This is a genomic window from Acidobacteriota bacterium (assembly GCA_016703965.1).
In the GTDB taxonomy this organism is placed as follows: Bacteria; Acidobacteriota; Blastocatellia; order Pyrinomonadales; family Pyrinomonadaceae; genus OLB17.
The window spans coordinates 430,604-457,339 of record JADJBB010000004.1 but is presented as its reverse complement, the minus strand read 5'-3'; the positions used below and the strand labels follow the sequence as shown (position 1 = coordinate 457,339).

Sequence of the window (26,736 nt, the reverse complement as noted above, 5' to 3'; positions counted from 1 at the left end):
CTAAAACTCCTTACTGATCGGCAGCCGCAAGAGCATTCAGGCTTTCAACGGCCTCAGCCGTTCTTGATCCGTAACCAAAAACTTCTCTAAAATTTCCTTCGATGCTATCCTCGACCTCGGCAACATCGATCTCGCGGCCGAGGAGCTTGTCCATCGACGCAACGGGCTCGCCTTCGCAGGCGATGATCCAGTTGTAATAGCTAAGGTCGGTGTTCACATTCAGGGCGAAGCCGTGCGTTGTGACCCAGCGTTTGATATGAACGCCGATCGCCGCGACCTTGCCCTCGACCGTGTGAACGCCGGTCAGGCCTTCGATCCTGAAGGCCTCGATGTCAAACTCCGCCATCGTCCTGATCAGGACTTCCTCGATATCGCGGACGTATTTGTGAACGTCCTCGCGGTCCGGCGACAGGCTGATGATCGGGTAACCGACAAGCTGGCCGATACCGTGATATGTGACCTTGCCGCCGCGATTCGTTTCAAAGACATCGATGCCGAGCTTTTTTAAATTTTCGGCCGTTGCCAGCACGCCGCTTTCCTTCGACCGGCGGCCGATGGTAAACGTGTGCGGATGCTCGAGCAGCAGCAGGAAATCGCTTTTTCGCTCGGCAATTACCTCGGCCTCGAGTTCTTTTTGCAGCTCCAGGCCATCAGCATAGCCAACGCGCCCGAGCCTGCGAACTTCTAAACACCGCTGATGCATTATTGTTATAATAAGATTTTTCAGCGTAATTTAATACTAAAGGTATGAATATGAGAGATTTTCGATTCGCAGTAATTGGTTTGGCAGCCGTGCTTTTAATAACGGGTTCGGCCGCGGCACAAAAGAAAACAACTAAAAAAACGGCTAAGAAGCCGACGGCCTCGACGCCGGTAAAGATCATTCCGCCGCTCGATGTCCGCGCAGGCCGCGAAAAGGCTGACAACCAGCTATCGAACGTGAACGATTTTATCGACAAGCTCGGAACGATCGCTCAGGGCCTCGAGGTCGCTGATGCGGACGCCAAAGCCGGACGCCTGAAACCCGCCACGGCGGCAAAGATAACGGCCAAAAAGGCCGAGATCGTAGCTGCGATCCGCAATATCAAGGTTGGTTTAGGAGCCCTCGAATCCGAGTTCCGCACGAAACCGACACTGCAGAAATACCTGCCGACAATTCAGGGGATCACTGATCTTTCTTCGCAAGCAGAAGATCTCGCTATCGCGGGAAAGTTTGTTACCGCCAAAGATCCGCTGCGCGATATTGCAAAGAAGCTGACAGATGTTTTGGCGTTGATGCCGGTGTAATGAATGGTCAGAAAACGATTTCTATCCCAAGCCGAGGCGAAACACGTGACTTGGAGCGGCAAGCATCTTGCTCTGCTTGCCCCCAGCGGTTGAAAACTCGCTTGTGTGACGAGTTTCGAAACCCCTCACACGTGATTGGTATCTGGTCGGCGAATAACACTTTCTGAGGAGGAACTCTCGGTGAATTCATGCAAGTCGATAAGCTGCCTGCAAACGCTCCAGTTCGGCTACCTGATCACGGTTTCTTTTCCGCCTACGCCTGAATGTCTTAGGTATCTCAGCTCCGGTCACAGTACATACTCGATCTTGCCGTTATCGGCAACGGGGGCTTTTAGATCAGCAGCCGGCAAGCCGAGAGATTTGCGGATAAACGCGTCTCCTTCTGTTTCGATCAACTCGCCATTCACGATAAAGGTCTTTTTCGTGAGCACATCGCCCTTCTTTTCCATTACGGCGGGCGTGAGCATGATGTACCACGGCGAGCCCCAGCCGCGGGTGTCGCCGGTTGATTTGCGATATTCGTAGTGGAGCGTCGTTTGTTTTGCGGCACGGCTGTCAGATTCGACAACGGTCGGAAAGGTAACCTTTAAGAACTCAAGATTGTTTTTGATCGAATCTAGCGGATCATATTCGGCAACGCCGACGATCTCGAGGCCTTTGTCTTTATACTTTTGATAAAAACGCTCAAGGATCGGTGCGTCAAACCGCCAGTTAGGGCACCACGGAGCATAATAAATTACGATGGTCAGCTTTTTCCCGCTGGCCAGGGTTCTTAGGTTAACATCGCCGCCGGTTCGCGGATTCTTATACGTCCAGTCTTTGTAGCTGATCTCCTTCTCGACCATCGGCGCCTGCTCTTTTTGAGCGAAGGCCAAAAATGACGAGAGTAGAACGATCAAAAGTGCGAAAAACGATCTCATTAAACAACTTCCTCTGGGAGATAAAGACTAACTTCTCAGATGCTGTCTGACAAGCAAAAAGTTGGCAACGGTGTGTTGGTCGAACGGCATTCTGAAGGGCGGGGCTTCCATTTGCCTTACGAAGAATAGAACGCGGATTAAACGGATCGAGCAGATTTGCACAGATCTGATTTTTACATCCGTGGAAATCCGTCCTTATCTGTTATATCCGTGTGCTATTTTTTCCTGAAGGGCCGACTTTCGCATTTTTTCAATTCCATTCAGATCTGTGATAATCTGTCGATACCAAATCATGAGCACGCAAACAACAGTTTCAGATATTTTCCGCAGAGCTTTAGAGATGCGCAAAGCGAATCCTAACGCGTCATACAAAGATGTTACCGCCCAGATCGTCAGCGAATACAGCGGCCAGGCGTTTCCCGATACCGCTTTCTTGACGATCCCGGAATACGACAACATTGCTCCTGAAGAGGATTGGACCGCAGGCCTGCCGGTCGTGCTTAGGGGCATTCAGAATGAAGACTGGAAAGACATCGCCCAGGGCATCGTCATTAGCCTCGAACAGGTCGAGAATTACCCCAAACAATCCGGCCGCGAGGACGACCCATCCAAAGAATGGCGCAACCGCAACAAGGGCATCGAAGGCGCCGAAGAAAAGAATTTCGGCAAATGGATGCCGGAAGAACTGATGGCCATGGCGAAGCGGAACGTCAAGTAAATAGGGTTCTTTCGGAATAGGTTATAAGTGATAGGTGATAGGTTCTAACTTAGGACTTATCACCTATCACTTATTTCGGAGCCATCTTAGATCTGGATGCGGAGACTATCAAAAGCCTGAATGGCGGTACAGGCGGGATCGATCCTAGCGACTTCAGCCGAAAAATCTACACCATCCCATTCCGGATAAAAATGCGTGAGCATTGCCTGTTTGCATTTCGACTTGCGGATCAGATAGATCGCCTCGGCTAGTTCGAGGTGCTTTAGTTTTGGCTTGTCGCGGATGAAGGTGCATTCGAGGATAAAAAGATCGACTCCATTTGCGAACGTTGCTATTAGTTCGTCGAAGCCGGTATCCGCGGAATAGACGAGCGTTTTATCATCCGTGTCTCGAATGTGTATTGCGTGGCTCTCGTCCGTGTGCGGCGTTTTACACGCGACAGCCTCAACGCCCGGCAGGATCTCGAATTTTTCGAGCTGCTCGATCTCAATGATCTCGACAGGAAACGGCTGATCGAGCAGGCGATAGTTGTTGACCGAATTGAACTCCGCGATCAGGTTCGAAGTGCCCGCGGGGCCAAAAAACCGCAGCGGCTTTTTACGGTCTTTCATAATCCCCGCATGCTTTGTACCGGCAAGAAAAGGCGAAATGCCCGCACAGTGGTCGAGGTGGAAATGCGATATCCAGATCGCGTCGAGTTCGGCCCAATCTAACCTTTCTTGAGCCATCCGCAGCGGTACAGATGCTGAGAAGTCGAGCATTATCGTTCCACCTGTTGTTTCAAGCCAGTAGCCCGAACTGCTGCGTCTTGGATGCGGGATCGAGGTGCCGGAGCCAAGGACTGTTAGTTTCATGGAGTGATTTTAACAGGATGTGCGGGATCTGTGTGGTAAATTATCTCCTATGAGCCAAGTCGATATTCTGGCAATTTGTGCACACCCGGACGACGTCGAACTGACGGTCGGCGGCACGCTTCTGAAAATGAAAGCTCTCGGCTATCGTACCGGAGCACTCGATGTTACCCGAGGCGAGATGGGAACGCGTGGGACGCCGGAAGGCAGAGCCGCCGAGGCCGAGAGTGCGGCGAAGATCTTAAAGCTTGATCTGAGAGAAAATTTAGGATTGCCGGACGGGCATGTATTTGTAACTGATGTCGAACGAACGGCGATGGTCAAAGTGTTGCGGCGTTTAAAGCCGAAAGTGATCCTCACGCACCAGCTCGGCGATCCGCACCCTGATCACGATCATATCGCGCAGCTTGTTCGCGAAGCTGCCCGTCTATCCAGTATGAAACGCTATGACGAGGAAACCGGTGACGAAAAGATCGCGGTGCCGATTGTCGCCCACAACATCTTTTCCAGGCACGTCGAGCCATCATTCGTGGTCGATATTTCGGATTTTCTTGAGGAGAAGATGGATGCGATCAGGGCATATAGGTCGCAGTTTCACGATCCCGAATCGACCGAGCCGGAAACACGGCTCACGTCTAAGCATTTTCTCGATGAACTTGAAAACCGCTCGCGCTATTTTGGTTCGCTGATCGGCGTTGCAGCGGGTGAGCCGTATTTTGTTCGCGAGGCCCTGAACGTCGAGGATCCGATCGATCTTTTGACCCGGCCGATGAATCTCTATTCCTAGAAATATGCACAAGTTAGCTCCCGAGGAGATCGAACTAAATAAGAAACGGGCAGTTCTCGAACGGCTCAAGGATCGCCTTGCCGATCGTGAGGAGGAGATGACCGATCTTCGGACGGAGCTGGAGAAATTTGAGGCAAATTATTCGATGCAGGTCGGGCGGCTGTACGCCAACCTCGATGAAATTGAGGCAGAGATCGCCGAGGAAGAATATAAGCTCGTTCCGGACGACGAAGAGATTAAGAAAAAGGCCGAAGAACTGCGGCGACGTGCTGAGGAATCGGCTGCCCGTGCTCTCGAGGCTGCCGAGGCCGGTGAAGATAAATGGGAACCGACGCTGGCAGCCAAAAAGGCCTACCATAAGCTCGCCCGAACTATTCATCCCGATCTCGCCCTCGATGCGGCCGAAAAAGAAAAGCGCCATGACCTGATGGCCCAGCTCAATCACGCCTATTCATCAGGCGATCAGGATAAGCTGAACAAACTCGTCGAAGAATTCAGGAACAGCCCGGACCTAGTAAAGGGCGATTCGATCGGAGATGAGCTGGTACGGGCGATACGTCAGATCTTTCAGATAAAGATGCGGCTGAAAGAACTAAAAGAAGAGAAAAAGGCTGCCGAGGGGTCCGAGTTATTCACACTTCGCGAAAAAATGAGAGCCGAAATGGCCGAAGGCCGCGATATGGTGAAACAAATGGCGGCCCGGACGATCGTTCAGATCCGGAAATCAGAACGCCGCCTGGAAAATCTGAAGACAGTCAATAAAGCCGCAGAGGAATATGTGAAGGATAAATACGGGATGGAAATTTCGGATTTTCGTTAACATGTTAGAAAAAAAGACTTTTAACTTTCTTATTCAGTTCTTGACATGAAAATATGTTGGTGTAAACTTTAGCAAACGGTAGCTTATTTCCCTCAAGCATTCCTGTTCATGATATTTGCAAGACATCTATGCTAATTGAGTTTAGCGGGAAGGATTCAGTTTCGCGGGCCGTACACGCCCTGTGTGCGCCGCGAAAATAGGGGGAGACGGTGTGGGAGACGTTTCCCCCGCCTTATTTTAAATCGCACTTGCGGCGGCGAAGGCCGATGCCCACGCCCACTGAAAGTTGTAACCGCCGAGCCATCCCGTAACGTCAACTACCTCGCCGATAAAATAAAGGCCCGGGATCTTTTTTGACTCCATCGTCTGCGAAGAAAGTTCTGCGGTCGATACACCGCCGAGCGTTACTTCAGCCCGGTCATAACCCTCGGTTTCACGGAACTTCACCTGCCAGTTATTTAAAGATTTACCGATTTTCTCAAGGTCTTTTTTGTTGAGATGTGAGAGAGGTTTGTTCGGGAAATTTCGCTCGGCAAAATCCTTGGTAAATCGCTGTGGAATGAACTGGCTTAGGTAATTACCGATGTTCTGATTGCTCGCTCGCCCTTTTTCCAGTAGTTCGATGGCATTTGAGTCGGGGAGAAGGTCGATCGAGATCGATCCGCCGTTACTCCAATAATTTGAGATCTGTAGGATCGCGGGCCCGGAAAGGCCGCGATGGGTAAACAGTATGTTTTCGCGAAAACTCGTCTTTCCGGCCGTTACGACAGTGTCAAGAGAAACTCCTGCGAGCGAACTATAGCTCGAACCGTCGAGAACAAGGGCAACAAGCGACGGCCGCGTTTCGACGATCTTCAATTTGAACTGACGAGCGATGCGGTAACCGAGGTCGGTTGCTCCGATCTTGGGAAACGATAAACCGCCGCAGGCGACGACGAGAGTCTTGGATTCAAATATCCCGTTACTTGTTTCAACCGTAAAGGTGTTGTTCTTTTCGACTCCGGTCACTGAGCCGCCCGTTTTGATCTCAACTCGAGCCGCCCGGCATTCTGCCAAAAGCATTTCAACGATCGCCCGCGAACTGTCACGGCAGAAGAGCTGCCCGAGCTTTTTTTCGTAATATGCGATCTTGTGTTTCTGAACAAGATTGACGAAATCCTGTGGTGAATACCGCGAGAGTGCCGATTTACAGAAGTGCGGATTTTGCGAGATGAAATTCTCGGGCTTTGTGTGAATGTTCGTAAAATTACACCGCCCTCCGCCCGAGATCAGTATTTTCCGGCCAACCTCTGCATTATGCTCCAGAACGAGCACCTTCTTTCCACGCCGACCAGCGGAGAAGGCACAAAATAATCCGGCCGCACCGCCGCCGATGATGATCGAGTCGTACGTCATCTATGAAAGATACCGTTCTTTGATCACTCGAAGATGATGCGTCACGTGGCCGGCCATAATGTAAACCAATGCTCGTACCGAGATCGGATTGTCGCTTGCCGTTCCCATCCGGCGTGAGCCTTCATCAGAGATGTTTTTGACGAGGATGAGATTCGATCGACGCTGGAGGTCAAATTCGTCGAGCAGGTTCGCAAATGGGCGATCATTGGCGTTTGAAGTGGCGATATAGCCGTCCTGCTCAAATCCCTCGATCGGTGTTTTGTCACCGCGCGAGATGCGGAGGATGCGGTATGCGAAGATGCGTTCGCCGTCGATCAGGTGGCTGAGAGCTTCTTTTAGCGTCCATTTGCCCTCGGCATAGGCAAACGTGCCTTTTTCTTCCGGCATACCAGAGAAGATGGATCGCAGCTCGGCCGTCTGACTCTCAAGCACAGGCATTACATTGTTGCCTTCGACGGTCGAGACATAGGTGTTGTAATACGGAGCGAATTCGTTTGTTTCGGGGCGGTTCATAATGCGGTATAGTATCAAAGTCAGCCTGAAAATTCCGCCGCCGTACTCGTTATTCGGAGTGGACGATCTATGAGAAAAAGTTCGATCGCGTTGTTTCTATTGATTTTCGGGGCCTTCGGTGTCGGGTCGATCTTCGCTCAGCACGGCGGGAAAGCCGAGCCGAAACGCATCCAATTCGCGTCCGGCAGATCTAGTGCAGCCTTGAGCGGATCGCTGTCGAACGGTCAGGAAATGGAATATGTTTTCGAGGCCCGGAAAGGCCAGCAGGTAACGATACGCAACGCGACGAAAAGCCTTTTTGATTTCCGTGTATTCAGCGAAGAGAATTTTCCGGACGGCGATTTTGACAGCTCGCCGAGCTACACTTTCGAAATTCCCGAGACGGGTGACTATATGTTCTTTGTCCGCAAAAAGCAGGTGAAAACGCCTCGAACCGCGAGATTTTCGATGACTCTGACCATAAACTAGGTATTTTGCATTTATTTGAGGAGAAATGACTATGAAACGAACTTCACTACTTTTAGGTATTGCCTTTCTTGCATTCGTCGCGTTATCGCAGAGCGGCGTTGGGGCGGTTAACAAGACTTTTTCCGAGCGGTTTGCGGGTGGCCCGGCGATCGGCGATTCGGGAGTTTATAATTTTGACAAGGCTCACAGCTTTATCGGTTTTAAGGTCAAGCACAGCGGGCTGATCGAGGTTCCGGGCTTCTTTCGCGATTTTACGGGAACGGTTAATTTCGACGCAAAAGATATCTCAAAATCGACGGTCGAATTTACCGCGAAAGCGACGAGTGTCGATACTGGCGTTGCCGGACGCGATAACCACCTTCGAACCAAGGATTTCTTTGAAGTCGAAACTTATCCTGACATCACGTTCAAGAGCACAAAGGTCGAAAAAAAGGGTAAAGCTTGGATGGTTACCGGTGATTTCACCATGAAAGGCGTCACGAAATCGATCACGTTTCCATTCGAGATCTCAGGCTGGCTGGCTCCGGATGAGAGGAGCGGCGGCAAGATGGGCATTACGGCCGAGACCGAACTTAACCGTCGGGAATATGGCGTGAATTATCCGAATACAGTCGTTTCTGACCAGATCAAGATCGTTCTGCAAATAGAGGCAGGAAAGAAGAAATAGAGGTAGTTCTTTTTTTGCGATGTGCGGCCGTCCATGCTGGCGGCCGCATTTTATTGGTTCAGATCACTTCTTGCTATTCCCGATCGCCGAGAACGGAATATCGTAGATCGCGTACTGTTCCCAGCCTATCAGGTCGAAGTGCCACCATTCGTTCGGGTTGATGGTGAAGCCGTTGGCTTCCATAAGCTGGCGTAGCTTGTCGCGATTGGCAAGTTCTTCGTCCGTACCGCCGGCGTAATCGGGCGAGGCCCGGTCGGTGAATTCGTCATAGGCTGACGGCATCGGGATCGCTTTGCCGGTTTTTAGGTCAAAGATACCCAGATCGACGGCGCAGCCGCGGTTATGTTTTGAGCCTTTGGCCGGATCGGCGACGAACTTTTTCTGATCCTCGCGAACAACTTCCCAAAACAACTTTGTGATCGACCAAGGTCGGTAACCGTCATAGATCACGATCCCCAAACCCTGTTTATTAAGCCATTTATGCACACGGACGACGCCATCTGCGGCCGGACGCTGCAAAAAGGCGCGTGACTCAGGATAGACGGGCCTGCCGACAAAGTTGTCAGCCGTCGCGTATTTTATATCAAGTTTTATCGTCTTATCGAGCTTTATCAGTTCTATCAAATCGGCCTCTCGTTTGTTTTCCTCTTTCGGCGCGGCCACCTGGCCAAATGCACACGAAAAAAGTGCAAAAAATATTGCCGGAGCAAGAAATTTTAGGTATGTTTTACGCCTTAACATCTGAAGGGAAACTCCGGAATTGAAATTCCGGATCAAAAAAGATATCTTCGAAATTGTAGCGTATGCAGGAAGAAACTAACAAAAAGCGATGTCCCGCCCGCAAGTGGACCAAGCGGGCCGGGATCATTGCATTCGTCTTTTTCCTCGGAAAAGGACTAGTGTGGCTTGGCGTCGCCGCTGCCGGAGCTTACTACGCTCTCAATTAAGGCTTGATCGGAGCTTCCGGCTCAGGCTTATTGTCGTCATCCAGGATCCTAACCTCACTTCCGTATTTCTGATAATCCTTAAATCTGATCAGGTTCCGCGTTTCAAAAACGTTGGATTTCTCGCGCATGGTCAGGCGAACGTCTGATATCGAGGGCAGCAGGAATTTTTCGTCAACGATCTTTACCCATTCGTAATCAATGTTGCGTTTTGCTGTGCGGATCGGGAAATTGGGCGGTATCTCGGTCGCTTCGCTCTCGACTCGCAGCACGCGGCCGTTGTCACGGTCTATCCAGATCCTGCCCTTCATGCCCGTGATCGTAGAATCGGTCGACGAGCCTACAGCTGTTATCACCTGTTTAGCTCGATCTTTCTCAACCGAGAAATCGTAAACAAAGGTTTTATATGTGCGAAGGATGTCGGTTTGCACGACCTCGAATTTGGTCTCGCTTTCCGGCTTAAAGATCGTTGCAAGCATGGTGACGAATTCACCTGTTGAACTCGTGCCGCCGACGCTCTCGTACGATTGCCTCGCTTCCGAGGCATCCTGCAGTAGGCCATTTACCGAGAGAACGCGATAGCTTTCTTCACCGGTCGAACGATAGCTGACAGCTACGACCAGACGATCAAGATTTCGAAAATTATTCGTACCGGCGTATGCGGCCGAACGCTGAATTTGCTGCTTCACGACAAAATCCGGCATTTCTTCGACCGCTTCGAGAGTTTTCTTCCGGGCGTTCTCGATCAACGCAATGGATTCCGACGAAGAGGGGAGTTTGGTCGATTCGGGATTAAGCCGTCGACGTTCGGCTTCTTCGAGTGCTCGTTTCAGCTCCTCATCGTTTGCTCCTTTCGATCGCGTCAGGCTGCGAACACCGTCGGTCACGACGAAATCTATTCCCCGCTTGCGCAGAGCGTCAATAATGTCCGTCTTTCTTTTGGGGTCGGTTTGAAGAGCGTAGAGCAACTTCACATACTCAGACTGAGTAAGCGGTACCGTCTGTGAGAACGCGGATCCGGCAAATAGGGCAAGAGAAATTACGAGGAGAACCTTTTTCATCTATCTAAATGATGCTCTGACGTCTGAAATCGTTGTGTCGGACATTCCGGCTAGGCCGGAAAACCGTGAGCTTTTGTAATAAAACTGCAGTGTAAACGAAAAGCGGCAAAATCTCGATCGAAATTCTGCCGCTTGGTTATGATAACGAATTGAAACTACGGGCTAATTGACCCATTCTTCTTCGTAATTAAGCTGCCAGTGCCTCGTCACCCACCTTTGAGCGGCTGTCATGGCCGTATTTTTCCATTTTTTCATGTTATCTAAAACGGAAAGAGCGGCCATTGGCTTGCTCGGGTCGCGTTCGACCCGAATTACCTGGGTCAGTACCTCGATGATCGTTTTGTTCTCTTCCAAAATGCGAAGACGAACCTCACTGCCAACCGGCGGCAACGTTTCGAGATTGACAAGAGCGCTGGTTTCACCAACATTCTCGGTCATGCCTTCGACATTCACCGTTTCTCCGCTTACAGAATCGACCCAGCTAGCCTTAACAGGCATGCTCGCAATGATGCGATGATGCAATGGCGTCTTGTATGATGATGTAGAGTATTCTACCTGTGCCATTATTTCCCCTTATTCTTGCTCATGATATAAGCGCTTTACTCGTCGAATACATTCCGATTTGTTTGACGCGGGATTAAGTTATTCCATTCTTACAAAAAAGTCAAGTTTCGATGACACTCAAAAAAGCCTTATTTTTCGTGCTTTTTTCGATCAAGCTCCCCGACAACACCATTTTGTAACCGAAAATGATACAAAATGCAATTACTTTAACGCAACCGGCTAAATAAAGGTTGCAGTTTGTGCCTCTAATATCTGTTTATTTCAGGATTCTTCAAGGTAAATTCAACCCGAGTTCACATGGAATTAACTTCCGCACTATATTCTATCGATTGATAACGAGACAGAACGCTCAGGACATAGATTGAGGAACTCAATTTGCGTTCTTATTTATGCACTTTTGCTTTTATAGATCTTGCAGTTTCGCGGTTTTTCCTCTCGCGATCCGTGTGACTGCCTCGAACGGTAAGAATCTAAATAAGTTACGGCGACGTTTCGCCATTGGGAAGAGTATGTTCTCCACAACAACCTTACGTTTATAGAGAACAGAAAATCCGAAATTTAATATAAATATTCAAAAATAATGATAAATGACGGAATTCAGATCCGTCATCGACCCGGAAGGGATTGGAAACTTAATTGACGAGGTCAAAAAAAGAAAATGACTAACAAAAATTTATTACGATCGATGATGGCTGTTGTATTCGCCGTTATCGTTTCAATGTCCGTGACCGCTCAGGTTACGACTTCCGAGATAGTTGGAACCGTTGTGGATTCCGCCGGGGCTGTGATAAGCGGAGCTACCGTTACGGCCGTTCATGAGCCTACCGGCAGCAAATCCACGGGCGTGACCAACGCTGACGGTCGTTTCAGCCTTTCCGGTCTGAGAGTTGGCGGGCCATACACTGTCACTGTCTCAGCCCAGGGCTTTAAACAACAAGTTAGTAAGGATGTGACGACCAGCCTCGGTAACGCCTCGACATTTAATTTCACGATGGGCGTCGCCGAAACCAACATCGAGGTCACCGTGACTGGTGATGAGACATTCAGCGAAGTCCGGACCGGAGCGTCAACGAACGTTTCGAACGAGGTGCTCACCACCATACCGACGACTGGCAGACGCATCAACGATTTTGCTAAGCTTTCGCCGTTCTTCAATGCAACCGGAAACTTTGGCGGGTCAGTCGCGGGACAGGACGCCCGAATGAACAACATTACCGTTGACGGCTCGTACTTTAACAACTCGTTTGGACTTAGCGGTCAGCCTGGTGAACGAACGAACGTTTCGCCCATCTCACTCGAGGCGGTCCAGGAACTTCAGATCAACGTGGCGCCTTACGACGTGCGTCAGGGTAATTTCACCGGCGCCGGTATCAACACGGTTACAAAGAGCGGAACCAATACCTATCACGGCTCTGCATACTTTAACTGGCGTAACGAGACATTCGGCGGGACGGAGAACGGAAATCTCATCTTTAACCGCGGTCAGTCAGACTTTAAGCTGTATGGCTTTTCGTTTGGCGGGCCTCTGCCGTATTTTAATTTTGGCGAGAATAACGGTCCGGCATTTAAATCAGGACGTGACAAAGCCTTTTTCTTTTTTAGTTACGAAAACGAGAACACCTCGCGACCCGCACACAACTTTACGGCGTGTAACACGGGGCAAACATGCCAGACTGGTTCCGTCTCTCGAGTCAGAAGTGCCGATCTCGACGCTTTAAGTGCATTTTTGAGCTCTAGGTTTGGCTACGAGACCGGGACGTATCAGAACTATAATTTCGAGATCCCTGCGGAAAAGTTCCTTTTCAGAAACGACTGGAACGTAAACGACAAGAACAGGCTGACGTTCCGCTATCTGCGTCTGCGCTCCCTGACGGATAACCCGATCAGCACGTCCAGCAGCAGTGCTGGTTTTGGGCGCGGCTCTCAGGGACTTCAGTATCTCAGCTTTCAAAATTCTGGCTACAAGATCAAAGAGGACATTGACTCCTTCGTAGGTGAGTGGACATCGACGTTCAGCTCGAGCCTCTCAAATAGTCTGATCATGGGCTACACGAAACAGGATGAGAGCCGTCCTAACACGACGAAGCTTTTCCCGCTCGTAGATATTCATGACGGTACGGCAGGCACCGGAATCGCTGGTCTCAGCGCAAATACAGCGTATACATCGTTCGGCTACGAGCCGTTTACTCCTTTGAACACTCTCAAATACAACTCGTTCCAGATACAGGATAACTTGGCGTTCTACAAGGGATCGCACACATTCCAGGTCGGAATGAGCTTTGAGAAATATCACTCGCTCAACATCTTCTTCCCCCAATCTCAGAGTATCTATTCATATAGATCCTTAGCAGATTTCTATACGGATGCGAACGCATTTCTGAACGGAACCGTCTCCACGGCAAGTCCGGTGAGATTCAGCGTCCGGTACAACAATATCCCGGGCCAGTCCATTCCCGAACAGCCACTCGATGTCAAGTATCTGGGCGTTTATGGACAGGATCAGTGGAAACTTAGGGACAACCTCAACATCACATACGGCTTGCGCATGGAGGCTCCGTTCTTTGGGGCTACCGGGTTTGCGAACCCTCTCGTCGACACACTCACATTCCGAGATCAGAGCAATAGCCCTCTCAAGCTTAGCACCTCGAAATTGCCCGACAGTAACATCCTCTGGTCGCCGCGTTTCGGCATTAATTACTCGCCGTTAGCGAGTGGAAAGCTTCAGTTCCGCGGTGGCACCGGCGTCTTTTCCGCCCGTCCGCCGTACGTTTGGATCTCGAACCAAGTCGGCAACAATGGCGTGCTTACCAGCCTCGTAACTGGAGATCTCGGGTCGACCCAGACGCCGGCGAGCTTTGCGTACCATTTTAATCCGAACCCTGATGCTTACAAGCCCTCAAGCGTGACAGGAGCACCTATAGCCGGGGCCCAAGATCTGAATTTTGCTTTACCGGACTACAAATTCCCGGCGATCTGGCGATCGAGCGCTGCCGTCGATTACCAGCTGCCTTTCAATCTCGTCGTAGGAGCCGAATTTATCTACTCTAAAGATGTAAACGGAACAGCCTACATAAACGCGAATCTAAGGGCCCCGGAGACGGCGTTTACGGGCGGCCCTGACGTCCGGCCCCGTTGGGTGGCTAACAACTGTGTCGGAACATCGGGCTCAGGTGCTAATGTCCGCGTCAATTGCGCCATTACCAATGCGATCACTCTGATAAACTCCAGCGAAGGTTTTGCTAAGAATATTGCTTTTACGCTAGAAAAGCGTTCGTCGCGTGGCTTCTGGGCGAAGGGCGGATATGCATATGGTATCTCGAAGAACCTGGTTGACGCCGGGTCAACAGCGAGCACGTCGTTCAGCAGCGTCCTCACCTCGAGGGATGCGAACAATCCGGAACTCAGCTACAGCAGCGGAACCTTGGGACACCGAGTCTATGGCTCGGCGTCGTATCACAAAGACTACTTCAGGTTTGGTGGTACAACCATCTCTGCGTTTTGGGAGTCGAGAACCCAGGGCACTAACAGCTACAGGTACTCAAATGATATGAACGGCGATGGGATCTCAGGCAACGACATGATCTACATTCAAAGGGATCCGTCGGAGACTATCTTTGTTGCTAACGGAGCCGTGACAGCGGCAACACAATCGGCGGCTTGGGAAGCGTTTATTGCCCAGGATCCTTACCTCTCCTCGAACAGAGGCCAGTATGCTCTTCGGAATGCGGCATGGTATCCAATGAGGCATCAGCTTGATCTGAGTGTCTCGCAGCAGTTGAAGTTCAACTTCCTTAAGGCGAATCACAAGCTGCAGATCAGGATCGATATGCTGAACTTCGGCAATTTCCTTAACAAGAACTGGGGTGGCGGTGTAACACCTGCTAACAATAACTACCAGCCACTCGTTTACGCCTCAACTGACGCTCAGGGTCGTCCAAATTTCCGTTTGAATTCATTTAGCGGAGCCCTGGTCAACTCTACATACACTCGGCGGAACAGCTTCTCGGACGTTTATTCGTACCAGATCAGCGCGCGTTATTCTTTCTAGGTTCTAACGCATCCACTTGGACTAAAAGGTCGCCTAACAAGGGCGGCCTTTTTTTGTTTTACCGGTTTCGCGATAAACTTGCGGGATGCGGATACTTCAGGTCTCATCGGCAAATACATTCGGCGGCGGCGAGCGGCATTTTGTCGATCTGTGCCGCGAACTCGTGGAGCGCGGCCACGAGGTCTTTGTCGCTCTGCGTCCGAGCAATGAATGGCAGGACCGATTGGATTTTATCCCGCGAGAGAATTTCCTTTTTGTTTCGATCCGGAATTCATTTGGAATGTTCAGCGCCAAAAAGATCGGTAAGTTTATCGAAAAGCAAGGCATTGAGATCGTTCACGCACACGTGGCGCGCGACTATCTTGCCGCAAGCGTCGCGGTTCGCATGGTAAAAAGTGTAAAGCTCGTCCTGACCCGTCACGTAGTGTTTCCGATGAAGCCGTTCCACCGGTTCGCACTCAAGAACGTGGATGCGGCGATCGCCGTTTCGCCTCCCGTGCAGGAACAACTAGAAAGGATCTTTCCGGCTTACAAAGTTCACACAATTCCCAATGGGATCAACGTCGCCGATGATAAGGACGTCGATCACGGAGCTTTGGGGAATGAGTTTCGGGTCTTTCACGACACCCCTACCCATGCTCCGCTTATCGTTACACTTGGCGAGCTTAAATTATTAAAAGGCCAGCGTGATCTCGTTCTTGCTGCAAACGAGGTGCTGAAGCAGATCCCGACCGCTCGATTCGTGGTCGCGGGTAAGGACAACTCGATCGACAAGCGTTTTCGACGAGAGCTGCGGCGATTGGTCAGGGTTTTGGGCCATGATGAGAGCTTTACGTGGCTTGATTGGCTCGACGATATTTCGCCCTTGATGGCAGCTGCCGACCTGTTTGTTTCGCCTTCGCACTCTGAGAGTTTTGGGCTAGCGATCCTCGACGCTATGGCAGCGGGGACGCCGGTTATCGCCACGGCAACAGACGGAGCGAAGCAGCTGATCACCGACCGGAACGCAATTGTGCCCATCAAGGATCCAATAGCTCTTGCCGGAAAGATCACATGGTTCATCCAACATGAAAATGAACGCCGCGTTCTAGGCGAAAAACAAAAACTGCATGCCCGAAAAAATTACGGATTGACCACGATGATCGATGCGACGGTCGCACTCTACGAAGAGATCCTAAACGGGTGATCCGCGGCGGTGCGTATTTCCGCTTTTACTTGATGTAAACCCAGTATTCGGTTTATCTTATGAATATGCGGCAATCTGTTTTGGTCCTCCTAATGACGATGGTGTCTCTAATGAACGCTTATTCGCAAACCGCCGAAAAGCTTGCGTCGGATTGGGATGTACACCATATCTCGACCCTCGCCCCGTCTGACGTTAGGCACGCGGATCTTAAAAAGTACCTCGAACATCTTAAAAAGATCGGGCTAAAGGTCGATCAGGTCGGTATGTCCAACGCCAGCCGCGAGATCTACCAGGTCGAATGGGGAAAAGGCCCTCTAAAGGTCTTTATGTGGTCGCAAATGCACGGTGACGAGCCGACCGCGACCTCGGCCCTGATCGATATGTTCGCGTATCTCCAGAAGCATCGCGATAAAGATTGGGTCAAGAAGATATCAGAAACGATGACCATCCGAGGCGTGCCGATGCTTAATCCGGACGGCCAGGAAATGTACCAGCGTCGCAATCTGCAGGGAATTGATATCAACCGTGACGCCCTTGATCTAAAAACGCCCGAAGCCCGGCTGTTGAAACAGCTGCGTGACGACTGGAACCCCGAGATCGGTTTTAACCTGCACAATCAGCAGGCGTTGACCACGGTCGGACGAGCCCCGAGTCAGGCGTCGATTTCGTTCCTCGTTGTTTATGGAGATGAAGCGAAGACAACAAGCTTCGGCCATGAACGCAATCAGCGGATCGCATCCGCCATGGTCACCGCTTTGCAAAAATTCATTCCGGGGCACATTGCCCGCTACAGTGACGAATGGACACCAACCGCGTTTGGTGACAATTTCTCAGCCTGGGGCACGCCGACGATCCTGATCGAGACCGGAGCTCTTTACGGCAAAGACGAATCGTATCTGGTAAAGATGAACTTCATCGCGTTTATAACCGCCTTACAGTCGATTGCGACCGGCAGTGAACGCACCCAGGATCCGAATATCTACATCAATTTGCCGGAAAACGGCTCAGGCGGACTGGTGAATTTCGTGTTTCGACGAGCCAACATCGTTAGCGTTGTACCACCCTCAGCCATTCCCGTTACGGCGGTTTCCACGCCGGCATTTAAGATCGATACGGCGGACATTTCTGCCGTAACAGAACGTCGCCGCGCAAGTTTTGCGGCACCCGTGAGAATACGAAGTGTCGGAGATCTAGCAGGAGTGCGCGGGCTCGAGGAATACGACGCGGGCGAATTTAACGTTGTTCAGCGTTTTGGCCAGACAAAGCCGGGCGAGCTGGCTGAGTTTTTCTTTTATAAGAAAGGTCGAACCGTTGATTGGGCCGCGGCCGATCTGGAAAAACAGTTTCAACCCGATGCGATCTTCTCAGGCGGCAAATGGATCAAGGGCGAAAAACTCGTTCCCCGAAGGTAGATGAAGGGGTCAGAACCGCCTGCGTGAGCGTGCGAAACGAGGGCAGATTTATAAGAGCTCGATGCCCAGATCAACCAGCTATTAGGCTACTTCGCTGAGAACTTGAGGTTCAAGGCGAGATTTCTCATAAGAATCTAGTAAACTGAAAGGCACGTGCTGACGCTGCTAAAGATCAAAAACATCGCCTTGATCGACGAACTTGCCATCGAGTTTGGCGACGGACTGAACCTTTTGACCGGCGAAACCGGCTCGGGCAAATCGATCATTGTCGACAGCCTGGGGGCCCTGACGGGCGAACGGGTTTCGAACGACCTGATCAAGGAAGGCTCGCCGTTCGCGACGATCGAAGGCTTATTCGCCATTACCGTCGACCAGGAACTGCGATCGATCTTCGACGAAAGCGGCATCGAGATCGAACCTGGTGCCGACACCGACATCATCGTCCGCCGCGAACTCTCAGCCGCTGGGAAGAACCGCGTCTTCATAAACGGCCAGCTCGTTACTCAGGGCTATTTAAAACGCGTCGGCTCGCACCTCGTGGATATTCACGGGCAGGGCGAGCAGGCCGGGCTCTACGACGTCGAATCTCATATCGAGATGCTCGACGAATTCGCCGGTGTCGATGCGGCAAAGGAAAAGGTCGCCGCGGCGTTTCAAAAATGGTCGGCGGTTCGCGCACAACTTTCTTCGCTCGAAAGAGATACTGCCGAAAAGCTCCAACTGCTCGACATCCTCCGATTTCAGGTCTCCGAGATCCAGGCAGCGAATTTACAGCCGGACGAAGAAACGGTGCTCGAAGAAGAAAAGCGTCGGTTGAGTAACGTCGAAAAACTCACGTCGCTGAGCAGCGATGCGTTCGCTCTGCTCTACGACAACGCCGAATCAACCGCCGTAACCCTCGAAAAAGCACAGCGAAAGGTCGCAGAGCTTTCAGATTATGAGTCGCAATTTGCCGAATACGCTGAGGGTATCGCTTCGGCCCGTGCGGTGGTCGAAGACCTCGCTTTTGCCGTCCGCGACTTTCGCCACCATCTCGAATTCTCACCGGAACGCCTGAACGAGATAGAGAATCGACTCGCCGAGATATTACGTCTTAAGCGTAAATACGGCGATTCGGTCGAGGCTGTTCTCGAACATCTTCGCGTTTCGGACGAGCGTCTGCAGAACATAGAGACGGCGGAGTTTCGTGAGGAAGAGTTAAAGAGACAGCTAGATGAGCTTCGCGTCGCTTATGTAAAAGCCGCACAAGAGCTGCATGACAAGCGAAAGGCAGCCGCGGTGAAGTTTGAAAAGCAGGTTGAGTTGAATCTGCAGGCCGTTGCCCTTGAGAAAGCACGTTTTGAGGTCCGCATCGAGGCGATGGACAGCGATTACTCCGCGTTCACGCCGAACGGATTCGACCGCGTTGAATTCTACTTTTCAGCCAATCCTGGCGAATCGCCAAAGCCGCTTGCAAAGGTTGCGTCCGGCGGCGAAGCGTCGCGGTTGATGCTAATAATCAAAACAACCATGAAAGCGAGTGGGCCGCAAAAAACCGCGGTTTTTGACGAAGTCGACGTCGGCATCGGCGGCCGCGTGGCCGAGGCAGTTGGGCGAAAGCTGAAAGATCTCTCGGCGACCCAACAAGTCCTCTGCGTGACGCACCAACCGCAGATAGCATCACTTGCGGACCGTCATTTTACCGTCGAGAAGCAAATTACCGGCGGCCGCACACTCGTAAATGCACGCGAGCTTTCCGAAGCCGAACAGGTCGAAGAGATCGCCCGCATGCTAGCTGGTTCCGAGATAACCGAAGCCGCACGCGAGAATGCGAGGTCAATGCTGGCTGTTGCGGGTCAGAACCGGGAACGATAGTGACTGGTTTTTTTACCGCTATGAATTGCCGATTGCGGTAACGAAGCTTCTTACAAATAATGCCGGATTTAGTTCTGATAGCCGGGAATCCAGTCACTATCGTTCCCAGTTCTGACAGTTTTATGCAATCTGAAATCCTAGCCCAAGTTATTCGCGGCGAAACGGTCGAGTCGATCCATCGCGGACATATCTTTGTCGTTGACGGCGAAGGGAACGCAGTCGCCTCAGTTGGAGATCCGTCGACCGTCACCTACTTTCGCTCGGCAGCGAAGCCGTTTCAGGCTCTGCCATTTATCACGAGTGGCGCGGCGGATGCTTTTGGGTTTACCGAGGACGAGATCGCAATGTCTATCGCCTCTCACTCAGGCGAGAAGATGCATGTCGAACGCGTTGCGCGAATGCTCGATCGGATCGGCATGGCTGAAAGCGACCTTCACTGCGGAGCCCACGCTCCTTTCTACGCCACAGAAGCCGAACGCATGATCCGCGAAGTCGAAACGCCGACGCAGCTTCACAATAACTGCAGCGGCAAACACGCCGCGATGCTGGCACTTGCGAAACACATCGATGCAGACATCGCGACCTACGAACTCTCAGAGAGCCGTATCCAAAAACGCATTTTACGCTGCGTTTCCGACTTCACGGGGATAGCGGAAACCGAGATTGGCCAGGGCATTGATGGGTGCTGCGTTCCAAACTTCGCCGTATCGGTTGCCGCTATGGCGAAAAGCTTTGTAAACCTGGTCTTTCCGCTCAACTTCCATCCGGCTGTACAAGAAGCCACCTCACGCATCATCCACGCCATGATGCGGCACCCCGAACTCATCGGCGGCACAGACCGCCTCGACACAATGCTGATGAAAGCCGCCCCCGGCAAGATCATCTCCAAAGTAGGAGCCGACGGCGTCTGGCTCTGCGGCGTCCTCCCGTCCGACAAATACCCCCGCGGCCTCGGCATCGCTCTGAAAGTCGAAGACGGCGACGATCATCGCGGTCGTCCCGTGATCGCGGTCGATATCCTGAAACAGCTCGATATTTTGGTCGACACTGCTCTTCCAGATCTTTCCCCGATGCCGATAAAGAATCGTAGGGGTGATATTGTGGGGCGAGTAGAGCCTCGATTATCTTTGCCGAAATACTCAGCGACGGAATGAAACGAAATTTTGGCAATTTTTTTGAGCGATGGACGCGCGGAGGCACCAAACTCACAGATGTTGAGTTTGATTTACTCCAACATGCGGTTAATTCTCTTCCGCCATCATTGCGTTCGATTGTTGAAAGCCAGTTCGACTCATATAACCTCGTTCAGCGTGAAGTTGATGGTCGTTCGCTTAATTTTTATCGAATAAAAGGGGGAAAGGTTGATAGGGAGGGCCTTCCGCTGCTCGAGATGTCTGTTGAGGAAGCTCCGCTTATTCGACTCACAGCCACCGTTAATGGAGATAGTAAGCCTATCCATGCCAATCTCCACGCTGTAACCGGACACGTCTTTTGCATGTCGCTAAACCGCCGAGCACCTGCTAAAGGAGTCGTTATGGTGTTGAAAATAAAGCAGTCGTGGCGGTCGAATTTCTGATAGATTCCTGGCGCCTTTTGCTCAGTTCTATCTATGCGGATACACTTTCTCTGAATAGACGGAGTTTGTAAATCAAAGTGAACGCGATAAAACCATTTGAAGCTGCCGATTATCTCGATAATGACGAGGTGATCGCCGAATACCTAAACGCCGCACTCGAAGACCCAAATCCCGATGTCTTTCTAATGGCGATCTCAGACGTAGCTAAGGCTCGGGGAATGAGCAAACTTGCGAAAGACGCTGGACTTGGTCGAGAGAGTCTCTATAAGGCACTGACGCCCGGAGCAAAGCCGCGTTATGAAACGGTAATTAAACTGCTTCGAGCTCTAGGTGTTGAGCTTAGTGCATCGCCGACAAAGGTATGATTCGCTTCGGAGGATTTCGCCAATTTTAAAGTTTGATCCGCAACGATGATTTCGTGTTAAGATTCGGTTACTGATGCACCTGTCAAAATTAAAAAACTTGATCCTCAGATGCACCGTATTCGTCGCGATGGCTGTTATGCCGCTACTGTCGTTCGCCTTGGGCGTGGTCGGTACGTTGCTTTGGTATGAGATATCGCCACCCACAGTTTCGCTCTGTCAGCTTACGAAAAATCCATATTTCTACGCATTTCGCACAATTCGTGTTGAAGCGGAGGCGTATAGCTATGGGGCGGTCTTTATAAGGGACGAAACTTGTAGGATGGATGACATTGCCGCTGCTGGCGTTTGGCGAGCAGAGGGATATGAGTTTTCACCCGACATCGAGATGCTGTTTGCAGAGTCAAAACGTGAAACACACAGTGCCAGAATTCTAGTTACTGGCCGTTTTGATCCTAATGCCACTCGTGGATGTTGGGTGCCAAAAGCGGCTATACATGCGACGAGCATTGAATTGAAATCTGAAATTACTGCTCAGCCTATGACGAAACGCGACGAGTAGCTGCAGTCATTAGGGACGTTCTTAATTTAGACTACTTAAATCCCCAATACAATTCGCCTTCAAGATCCTGATGAGGTTTTAAAGAAGGCCAATCTGCTAAGCAACGACCAAATCAAATTTAATTCGGCGTCCTAACGCGGTTGCTCCTCGCGTCATTGCTTGCATCTGCTCCCTTCAGAACCCGGTCAACTACGGTGCGGCTGTTTCGTTCAATCGCGCCCGGGCTATCTGTTCACCTTCAATTGCTATATGCTCATCTCGGTCAATCAGCCTGTGCCTAAGACTTGATTGGATCGACAAACTGAATCCCCGAAAATCTAGTGAAATCTCGGTCAGTACTGGCAAGCGTTGCCCCGCAGGCGGCGGCCATTGCGGCGAGGTGAGCATCCATTACCAGATTGCCGTTGGCTTGGGCATCGAGGAGTATCTTTGAGAAAAGCGGCCAGTTCTTTTTTTCCAGAAAGACAAGATGGGTATTTTCTAATGTGAGCCACGAATCGACGATGCTTATAGCTGCATCGAGCGTCGCCGGGTTGGTCAGGATGCGCGGATTCGTCACAATGCGTAAGAACCCTGTGATCGTGTGCCATGAAAAGAAAACCTCGTCTTCCAAAAGCGTCTTTTCAAGCCATAGGACCGCCGCCGTGTGGAATTTACTGCCACGGTCATACGCATAGAGGAGCAAGTTTACGTCTGGCAGGATCATCGGCGGTTCGGCCCTTCGGCAATGTCAAGCAATTCCTCTACATTGTCGTAGCTTAATCCCTCTCGGAGACCCAGATTAAACGGCTTGATTTTGAAGGGCTTTCTTTTAGCCTTATCGTTGGAGCTATTCAATCCACGACGAAGAGCCTCATTTACGATCTGCTTAAAGGGCCTCGACGGGTCACTTTCCTGGATCTTTTTTAGACCAAATGCCACGTCATCGTCTATTGTCAATGTTGTTCTCATAACGCGAAGATGATAACAAAATCTACCTAACATTGACAACATCAAAGCATCAACATCCTTGATGTCATGATGCCTTGGCAAGCGTTCGATCCAGCCACAGGTTCGTCAATTTCTCCTGAATACTGTTAGCTTTCAAGCGCTCGTTCAGGTTTTTGAAATCGACGAAATCGAGATGCTGGTCTTGGTTGAAGCAGGAGAAGACGAAGAATTCTTCGCCGGTGTGCGGGTTGACGTGTCTCTGCAAACACTGGGCACAGACCTCTTTCATCATGCACTGCATCGGGCTGTTGATGGAGCCGATGGCGGTGTGGTTTTCGTTGAGGTATGGTTTGAGCGTTGTGTGGCGGGCTTCGCGAACGCCGTTCATCATGCGGTCGGAGCCAATGGCGATTATGCGGTCAACCTCTTTCAGATCAACGGTTTGGCCGCCGAGACGGCCTTCGGAATAGGCGATCATCGCCTGAACGATATTCCCGCGGAAATGCGAATCCTGCGGCCGGTGCGGGACGATCTCTTTGCCAAAATCGGTCGCCCACACGACCTGATCGGTGGCATTCTCGATCTCCTCACGCTTAAACATATCTGCCCCGTCCTTATAACCGGCAAAGTAGATGACCTTGTTATGTTTCTCACGCAGAGCCTTTGCGATCGAGAACAAAACGGCATTGCCCAAACCGCCGCCCGCGAGCAGAACAGTCTCGTTCTCAGTTATCTCGGTCGGCGTTCCTGTCGGGCCCATGACGAGAACTTCCTCGCCCTCTTTCAGAAGCTGGCACATACGTGACGAAGTTCCCATTTCGAGAACGATCATCGACAAGAGGCCTTTTTCTTCATCGACCCAAGCTCCGGTCAACGCTAAACCTTCCATCATCAGACGTTTACCGTCGACGATCGGGGCTGAGGTTTCGAAATTTTGCAGGCGGTAGAATTGGCCGGGTTCGAATTTTTTCGCCTGAAGCGGAGCTTTGACGATGACATCGACGATCGTCGGCGTCAGGCGGTCAACTTTCACGACGTAGGCTCGCAGCTCTTCGTCGAGTTTGGCTTCGAGCTTGTCGAAGATCGCGTCGCGATCCCACTGCGGAAGGTCCCCGCGAGTCGCGAGTTCATCGGCAAAGATCTCAACAACCTTCTCATACCCGTGCTTGGCCGAAGCCATTGCCTTGACGACGTTTCCGGCGTAGGTCGGGTGATTGTCGCCGTAGTAGCTGATGAATTTGCCTTCGTGCTCGTAGCTGGTGAAAAATCCGGCTTCACCCTTTGGCGTTTCAACGACGTGGAGCTTACCATCACCATTCCGCTCAACCTTGAACGGCTGGAAGAATTGCTTCCACTCGTCCATTTTGAACGTTCCGGGTTTTTCTTTCTCGTAAATAACGTTCGGCGAAGTTCCGGCGGCGACGCAGACCGTGTGGGCGGGAAACTCATGCATTTCGCCCGTTTTCTCGAATTTTCCAGTTTCGGCGACGTAATCGAGGCGTTCGAAAATGATCGCCTTCACCGCGTTGTATTCATCCGGCACCGCTTCAGTTGGCGACATGCATTCAACAAAATCGATACCTTCTTCGAGGGCTTTTTGGACCTCTTCGTGATTGAGGCGATAAGCGGGGCTGTCCTGCAAACGCTTGCGATAGACGAGCGAAACGCCGCCCCAGCCTCGTACGAGCGGCACAAAATTCGGTTGTTCACCGGCCGCCGCCGCCCGGGAGCGTTCGGCACGGATCTCGCGGCCGTGTTCGAGGAACTCCTGCAGTACGCGGATCTCTTCTTCGTTAAAGTGCTCGACGACCTTTTCCTCGCCAAAATCGGCGACGACCTGCTCGTATTTTCCGAGCATTTTCTCGACCTGCACGGGATAATAGGCGAACAGCTCGGTCGCGGTATCGATACCGGTCAAACCGCCGCCGATGACAACGGCGGGTAGGCGAACTTGCAGATTCGAGAGCGTATCCTTCTTAAACGCACCAGTTAGCTGCAATGCCATCAGAAAATCGCTCGCCTGGCGAATGCCGCGGATGAGGTTGTTTTTCATCGGGACGATCGTCGGTCGTCCGGCTCCGGTGGCGATGGCGATGTGGTCGAACCCGAGTTCCCAGGCGTCCTCGATCGTCAGAGTTCCGCCAAAACGAATGCCGCCATACGGGCGAAAACGCTTGCGGCGGGTCAGCATTAGCTGGATCATCGTCAGGAAGTTCTTATCCCAGCGAACCGTAATTCCATATTCCGAAACGCCGCCGAAGCCCGACAGGATGCGTTCGTCGAGTTCCTCGGTGATCTCGCTGATGCCTTTGATCGGCTTGGGACACGATTTGCCGTGGTTGCCGGTCCAGTCGGTCGGAAGCGGTTCGATCTTCAGCCCATCGATGCCGATCACGCCGAAGCCTTCGTTCAGAAGGTAATGCGACAGCGTGTAACCAGCCGGCCCGAGACCGACGACCATGACGTTTTTGCCGTTGTAAGGCAAGGCATACGGGCGTTTGGCGTTGAGCGGATTCCAACGCGTCAACAAACTGTAGATCTCGAAGCCGTAGGGCAGCTTCAGCACGTCGGTCAAACTTGCGGTCTCCGCGAGCGGGATGTTGACCGGTTCCTGCTTTTGGAAGATGCAGCCCTTCATGCAGTCGTTGCAGATGCGGTGGCCGGTACCGGCGCACATTGGGTTGTCGATCGTGACGATCGCTAGCGAACCGATCGAGTCGCCCTGCTTTTTGAGCAGGTGCATCTCTGAGATCTTTTCATCGAGCGGGCAGCCCTCGGTTTTGATGCCGAGCGGATTGCGTTTGGCCGTACCGTCGGGCTCGCGAAGCCCGGTCGAGCACGCATCTTTTTCCCGCTCGTGACAGATCATGCAGTAATCGATCTCGTACAGGGCATCACGCATTGTGCCGCGGTCGTCGGTGAGCTTAAAGCCGTCACGCCGCCGCAGGATGTCCTCGCCGCCGCGCATGATGTTGTGCAGGTGCGGCTCCGGGTGGATAAGGTGAACCAGATTCTGGTAATCGAGAGCGTGGGGAACCTTAAAGCTGTACCATTTCTTTGACTTGCTCGCGAAAGCTTTCGCCGACCAAGCCTCGACGAGTTGGAGAGCTGCTTGTACGGTCAGAAGATCGCCGCGGGCGTCCATCTCTAATACGTACTGCGAATAGAGCTTGCCAAATGCCGCGTCCTTCAGCAGCTCGTAGGCGGAGTTGATTTTGGCTACGGTATCGGCGATCGATGGCGTGATCTCACCGTCCTTGCTCAGAACTTCTTCAGCTTCGAGCAGCCTGCAAGTCATCTCGGCGATCGAGAGTTCTTCGTCTCGTACGAGTGTTTCGTCAAATGCATTGCCGCGGAGTTCGGTCAGGGCGATCCAGAGCTGGTTCTCGTTGAGTTCGGCGAGCTGTTCCGGTTTATATTTCTTAGCGGCGCGGCGCTGGACAAAGAATTTGTATTTCCATACCGGATTTTGAACGAGGACATTTTTTTCGAGTTCTGAGCGCTCGCGGTCGATCTTAAAAAGCCGAGCGATGAAATCGGAGAGAAATGGGGCCGAATCCGTGAGGATCTTTGACGCGACCTTTCTTTCGTAACCTTGGCCGCGAGCCGCGATGTATTTGGTAAGTGCGGTGTGGAGTATCTCGTCTTGCTGTCCGACCTCGGCGTAAAATGTCTCAGCCAGTTCTTTGAGCTTGATCGCGTCAAATAGGTCTGCGAAGCTGAACCCGTCTATTCCTAGTGTAAAATTGTTCTCACTGCTTTCCGAGGGTACTGTCATAAGGTCGTCCGGTTACCCGCGATCTTTAGCATG

26 protein-coding genes are annotated in these 26,736 nt (G+C 51.6%); 15 read left to right on the top strand and 11 right to left on the bottom strand.

Annotation, left to right across the window (positions count from 1 at the left end; translation table 11 throughout):
* Nucleotides 1-10: 10 nt before the first annotated feature.
* The gene (gene lipB, locus IPG22_04930) at nt 11-703 is read right to left on the bottom strand and encodes a lipoyl(octanoyl) transferase LipB (GenBank protein ID MBK6587645.1); all 693 of its coding nucleotides are present in this window, start codon (nt 701-703) and stop codon (nt 11-13) included.
* A 44-nt stretch (nt 704-747) separates the two neighbouring features.
* On the opposite strand from lipB, the gene IPG22_04925 reads away from it, so the two are divergent.
* Entirely contained in the window at nt 748-1,287 is a 540-nt protein-coding gene (locus tag IPG22_04925; GenBank protein ID MBK6587644.1) for a hypothetical protein, read from the top strand.
* A gap of 287 nt (nt 1,288-1,574) precedes the next feature.
* On the opposite strand, the gene IPG22_04920 is transcribed toward IPG22_04925, so the two are convergent.
* Nucleotides 1,575-2,207, bottom strand: a complete 633-nt coding sequence (locus IPG22_04920) for a TlpA family protein disulfide reductase (GenBank protein MBK6587643.1) — start codon at nt 2,205-2,207, stop codon at nt 1,575-1,577.
* Between the two features lie 292 nt (nt 2,208-2,499).
* Here IPG22_04920 and IPG22_04915 point away from each other — a divergent pair, with 292 nt between their 5' ends.
* The gene (locus IPG22_04915) at nt 2,500-2,925 is read left to right on the top strand and encodes a hypothetical protein (GenBank protein MBK6587642.1); all 426 of its coding nucleotides are present in this window, start codon (nt 2,500-2,502) and stop codon (nt 2,923-2,925) included.
* Nucleotides 2,926-3,011: 86 nt separating this feature from the next.
* On the opposite strand, the gene IPG22_04910 is transcribed toward IPG22_04915, so the two are convergent.
* Entirely contained in the window at nt 3,012-3,779 is a 768-nt protein-coding gene (locus IPG22_04910) for a ribonuclease Z (protein ID MBK6587641.1), read from the bottom strand.
* A 49-nt stretch (nt 3,780-3,828) separates the two neighbouring features.
* Here IPG22_04910 and bshB1 point away from each other — a divergent pair, with 49 nt between their 5' ends.
* Nucleotides 3,829-4,563 (top strand): bacillithiol biosynthesis deacetylase BshB1, encoded by a 735-nt coding sequence (gene bshB1, locus IPG22_04905; GenBank protein MBK6587640.1) that lies wholly within the window; start codon nt 3,829-3,831, stop codon nt 4,561-4,563.
* 4 nt (nt 4,564-4,567) lie between these two features.
* The gene (locus IPG22_04900) at nt 4,568-5,383 is read left to right on the top strand and encodes a hypothetical protein (GenBank protein ID MBK6587639.1); all 816 of its coding nucleotides are present in this window, start codon (nt 4,568-4,570) and stop codon (nt 5,381-5,383) included.
* A gap of 237 nt (nt 5,384-5,620) precedes the next feature.
* On the opposite strand, the gene IPG22_04895 is transcribed toward IPG22_04900, so the two are convergent.
* Together IPG22_04895 and IPG22_04890 are read right to left on the bottom strand one after the other, a co-directional pair.
* On the bottom strand, nt 5,621-6,778 hold the full coding sequence (locus IPG22_04895; protein MBK6587638.1) for an NAD(P)/FAD-dependent oxidoreductase: 1,158 nt from the start codon (nt 6,776-6,778) through the stop codon (nt 5,621-5,623).
* Nucleotides 6,779-7,291, bottom strand: a complete 513-nt coding sequence (locus IPG22_04890) for a DinB family protein (GenBank protein ID MBK6587637.1) — start codon at nt 7,289-7,291, stop codon at nt 6,779-6,781.
* A gap of 69 nt (nt 7,292-7,360) precedes the next feature.
* Between IPG22_04890 and IPG22_04885 the strand changes: the two genes are divergently transcribed.
* Both IPG22_04885 and IPG22_04880 read left to right on the top strand, forming a co-directional pair.
* Nucleotides 7,361-7,759, top strand: coding sequence for a hypothetical protein (locus IPG22_04885; protein ID MBK6587636.1), 399 nt, complete (start codon nt 7,361-7,363; stop codon nt 7,757-7,759).
* Nucleotides 7,760-7,790: 31 nt separating this feature from the next.
* Nucleotides 7,791-8,426, top strand: coding sequence for a YceI family protein (locus IPG22_04880; protein MBK6587635.1), 636 nt, complete (start codon nt 7,791-7,793; stop codon nt 8,424-8,426).
* A gap of 63 nt (nt 8,427-8,489) precedes the next feature.
* Here IPG22_04880 and IPG22_04875 read toward each other — a convergent pair whose 3' ends face one another.
* A complete protein-coding gene (locus tag IPG22_04875; protein MBK6587634.1) occupies nt 8,490-9,167 on the bottom strand; it encodes a M15 family metallopeptidase in 678 nt (225 codons plus the stop codon).
* 62 nt (nt 9,168-9,229) lie between these two features.
* Between IPG22_04875 and IPG22_04870 the strand changes: the two genes are divergently transcribed.
* Entirely contained in the window at nt 9,230-9,373 is a 144-nt protein-coding gene (locus IPG22_04870; protein ID MBK6587633.1) for an alanyl-tRNA synthetase, read from the top strand.
* On the opposite strand, the gene IPG22_04865 is transcribed toward IPG22_04870, so the two are convergent.
* Nucleotides 9,370-10,431 (bottom strand): hypothetical protein, encoded by a 1,062-nt coding sequence (locus IPG22_04865; protein ID MBK6587632.1) that lies wholly within the window; start codon nt 10,429-10,431, stop codon nt 9,370-9,372. The two genes, IPG22_04870 and IPG22_04865, sit on opposite strands and share 4 nt — an antisense overlap.
* 162 nt (nt 10,432-10,593) lie before the next feature.
* Nucleotides 10,594-10,995 (bottom strand): hypothetical protein, encoded by a 402-nt coding sequence (locus IPG22_04860; protein ID MBK6587631.1) that lies wholly within the window; start codon nt 10,993-10,995, stop codon nt 10,594-10,596.
* Nucleotides 10,996-11,653: 658 nt separating this feature from the next.
* Between IPG22_04860 and IPG22_04855 the strand changes: the two genes are divergently transcribed.
* From IPG22_04855 to IPG22_04820, 8 genes are all read left to right on the top strand, one after another.
* A complete protein-coding gene (locus IPG22_04855; protein MBK6587630.1) occupies nt 11,654-15,043 on the top strand; it encodes a carboxypeptidase regulatory-like domain-containing protein in 3,390 nt (1,129 codons plus the stop codon).
* Nucleotides 15,044-15,128: 85 nt separating this feature from the next.
* Nucleotides 15,129-16,229, top strand: coding sequence for a glycosyltransferase family 4 protein (locus IPG22_04850; GenBank protein MBK6587629.1), 1,101 nt, complete (start codon nt 15,129-15,131; stop codon nt 16,227-16,229).
* A gap of 65 nt (nt 16,230-16,294) precedes the next feature.
* Entirely contained in the window at nt 16,295-17,641 is a 1,347-nt protein-coding gene (locus IPG22_04845; protein MBK6587628.1) for a peptidase M14, read from the top strand.
* 153 nt (nt 17,642-17,794) lie between these two features.
* Complete coding sequence (recN, locus tag IPG22_04840) at nt 17,795-19,495, top strand: DNA repair protein RecN (protein ID MBK6587627.1); 1,701 nt, start codon at nt 17,795-17,797, stop codon at nt 19,493-19,495.
* Nucleotides 19,496-19,617: 122 nt separating this feature from the next.
* The gene (locus IPG22_04835; protein ID MBK6587626.1) at nt 19,618-20,649 is read left to right on the top strand and encodes an asparaginase; all 1,032 of its coding nucleotides are present in this window, start codon (nt 19,618-19,620) and stop codon (nt 20,647-20,649) included.
* On the top strand, nt 20,646-21,071 hold the full coding sequence (locus IPG22_04830; GenBank protein ID MBK6587625.1) for a hypothetical protein: 426 nt from the start codon (nt 20,646-20,648) through the stop codon (nt 21,069-21,071). Before IPG22_04835 ends, IPG22_04830 begins: the two co-directional genes overlap by 4 nt.
* Before the next feature lie 77 nt (nt 21,072-21,148).
* A complete protein-coding gene (locus tag IPG22_04825) occupies nt 21,149-21,436 on the top strand; it encodes a putative addiction module antidote protein (protein ID MBK6587624.1) in 288 nt (95 codons plus the stop codon).
* Nucleotides 21,437-21,572: 136 nt separating this feature from the next.
* Nucleotides 21,573-21,995: a hypothetical protein gene (locus IPG22_04820; GenBank protein MBK6587623.1), complete on the top strand. Its 423-nt coding sequence runs from the start codon at nt 21,573-21,575 to the stop codon at nt 21,993-21,995.
* Nucleotides 21,996-22,272: 277 nt separating this feature from the next.
* On the opposite strand, the gene IPG22_04815 is transcribed toward IPG22_04820, so the two are convergent.
* The 3 genes from IPG22_04815 to IPG22_04805 all read right to left on the bottom strand — a co-directional run bounded on the left by IPG22_04815 (nt 22,273) and on the right by IPG22_04805 (nt 26,703).
* A complete protein-coding gene (locus tag IPG22_04815) occupies nt 22,273-22,701 on the bottom strand; it encodes a PIN domain-containing protein (GenBank protein ID MBK6587622.1) in 429 nt (142 codons plus the stop codon).
* Complete coding sequence (locus IPG22_04810) at nt 22,698-22,946, bottom strand: DUF2191 domain-containing protein (protein MBK6587621.1); 249 nt, start codon at nt 22,944-22,946, stop codon at nt 22,698-22,700. Before IPG22_04810 ends, IPG22_04815 begins: the two co-directional genes overlap by 4 nt.
* A 64-nt stretch (nt 22,947-23,010) precedes the next feature.
* On the bottom strand, nt 23,011-26,703 hold the full coding sequence (locus IPG22_04805) for an FAD-dependent oxidoreductase (protein ID MBK6587620.1): 3,693 nt from the start codon (nt 26,701-26,703) through the stop codon (nt 23,011-23,013).
* Between the last annotated feature and the right edge of the window lie 33 nt (nt 26,704-26,736).

Bases quoted from the DNA above. Each gene is read 5' to 3' on its own strand.
- IPG22_04900 (MBK6587639.1), top strand. From the start codon at position 4,568: ATGCACAAGTTAGCTCCCGAGGAGATCGAACTAAATAAGAAACGGGCA.
- IPG22_04880 (MBK6587635.1), top strand. From the start codon at position 7,791: ATGAAACGAACTTCACTACTTTTAGGTATTGCCTTTCTTGCATTCGTC.
- IPG22_04860 (MBK6587631.1), bottom strand. From the start codon at position 10,995: ATGGCACAGGTAGAATACTCTACATCATCATACAAGACGCCATTGCAT.
- IPG22_04810 (MBK6587621.1), bottom strand. From the start codon at position 22,946: ATGAGAACAACATTGACAATAGACGATGACGTGGCATTTGGTCTAAAA.
- IPG22_04875 (MBK6587634.1), bottom strand. From the start codon at position 9,167: ATGTTAAGGCGTAAAACATACCTAAAATTTCTTGCTCCGGCAATATTT.
- IPG22_04850 (MBK6587629.1), top strand. From the start codon at position 15,129: ATGCGGATACTTCAGGTCTCATCGGCAAATACATTCGGCGGCGGCGAG.
- IPG22_04830 (MBK6587625.1), top strand. From the start codon at position 20,646: ATGAAACGAAATTTTGGCAATTTTTTTGAGCGATGGACGCGCGGAGGC.
- IPG22_04920 (MBK6587643.1), bottom strand. From the start codon at position 2,207: ATGAGATCGTTTTTCGCACTTTTGATCGTTCTACTCTCGTCATTTTTG.
- lipB (MBK6587645.1), bottom strand. From the start codon at position 703: ATGCATCAGCGGTGTTTAGAAGTTCGCAGGCTCGGGCGCGTTGGCTAT.
- IPG22_04890 (MBK6587637.1), bottom strand. From the start codon at position 7,291: ATGAACCGCCCCGAAACAAACGAATTCGCTCCGTATTACAACACCTAT.
- IPG22_04885 (MBK6587636.1), top strand. From the start codon at position 7,361: ATGAGAAAAAGTTCGATCGCGTTGTTTCTATTGATTTTCGGGGCCTTC.
- IPG22_04855 (MBK6587630.1), top strand. From the start codon at position 11,654: ATGACTAACAAAAATTTATTACGATCGATGATGGCTGTTGTATTCGCC.
- IPG22_04910 (MBK6587641.1), bottom strand. From the start codon at position 3,779: ATGAAACTAACAGTCCTTGGCTCCGGCACCTCGATCCCGCATCCAAGA.
- IPG22_04870 (MBK6587633.1), top strand. From the start codon at position 9,230: ATGCAGGAAGAAACTAACAAAAAGCGATGTCCCGCCCGCAAGTGGACC.
- IPG22_04845 (MBK6587628.1), top strand. From the start codon at position 16,295: ATGCGGCAATCTGTTTTGGTCCTCCTAATGACGATGGTGTCTCTAATG.
- IPG22_04915 (MBK6587642.1), top strand. From the start codon at position 2,500: ATGAGCACGCAAACAACAGTTTCAGATATTTTCCGCAGAGCTTTAGAG.
- IPG22_04820 (MBK6587623.1), top strand. From the start codon at position 21,573: ATGCCGCTACTGTCGTTCGCCTTGGGCGTGGTCGGTACGTTGCTTTGG.
- IPG22_04835 (MBK6587626.1), top strand. From the start codon at position 19,618: ATGCAATCTGAAATCCTAGCCCAAGTTATTCGCGGCGAAACGGTCGAG.
- IPG22_04865 (MBK6587632.1), bottom strand. From the start codon at position 10,431: ATGAAAAAGGTTCTCCTCGTAATTTCTCTTGCCCTATTTGCCGGATCC.
- IPG22_04805 (MBK6587620.1), bottom strand. From the start codon at position 26,703: ATGACAGTACCCTCGGAAAGCAGTGAGAACAATTTTACACTAGGAATA.
- IPG22_04925 (MBK6587644.1), top strand. From the start codon at position 748: ATGAATATGAGAGATTTTCGATTCGCAGTAATTGGTTTGGCAGCCGTG.
- bshB1 (MBK6587640.1), top strand. From the start codon at position 3,829: ATGAGCCAAGTCGATATTCTGGCAATTTGTGCACACCCGGACGACGTC.
- IPG22_04895 (MBK6587638.1), bottom strand. From the start codon at position 6,778: ATGACGTACGACTCGATCATCATCGGCGGCGGTGCGGCCGGATTATTT.
- IPG22_04815 (MBK6587622.1), bottom strand. From the start codon at position 22,701: ATGATCCTGCCAGACGTAAACTTGCTCCTCTATGCGTATGACCGTGGC.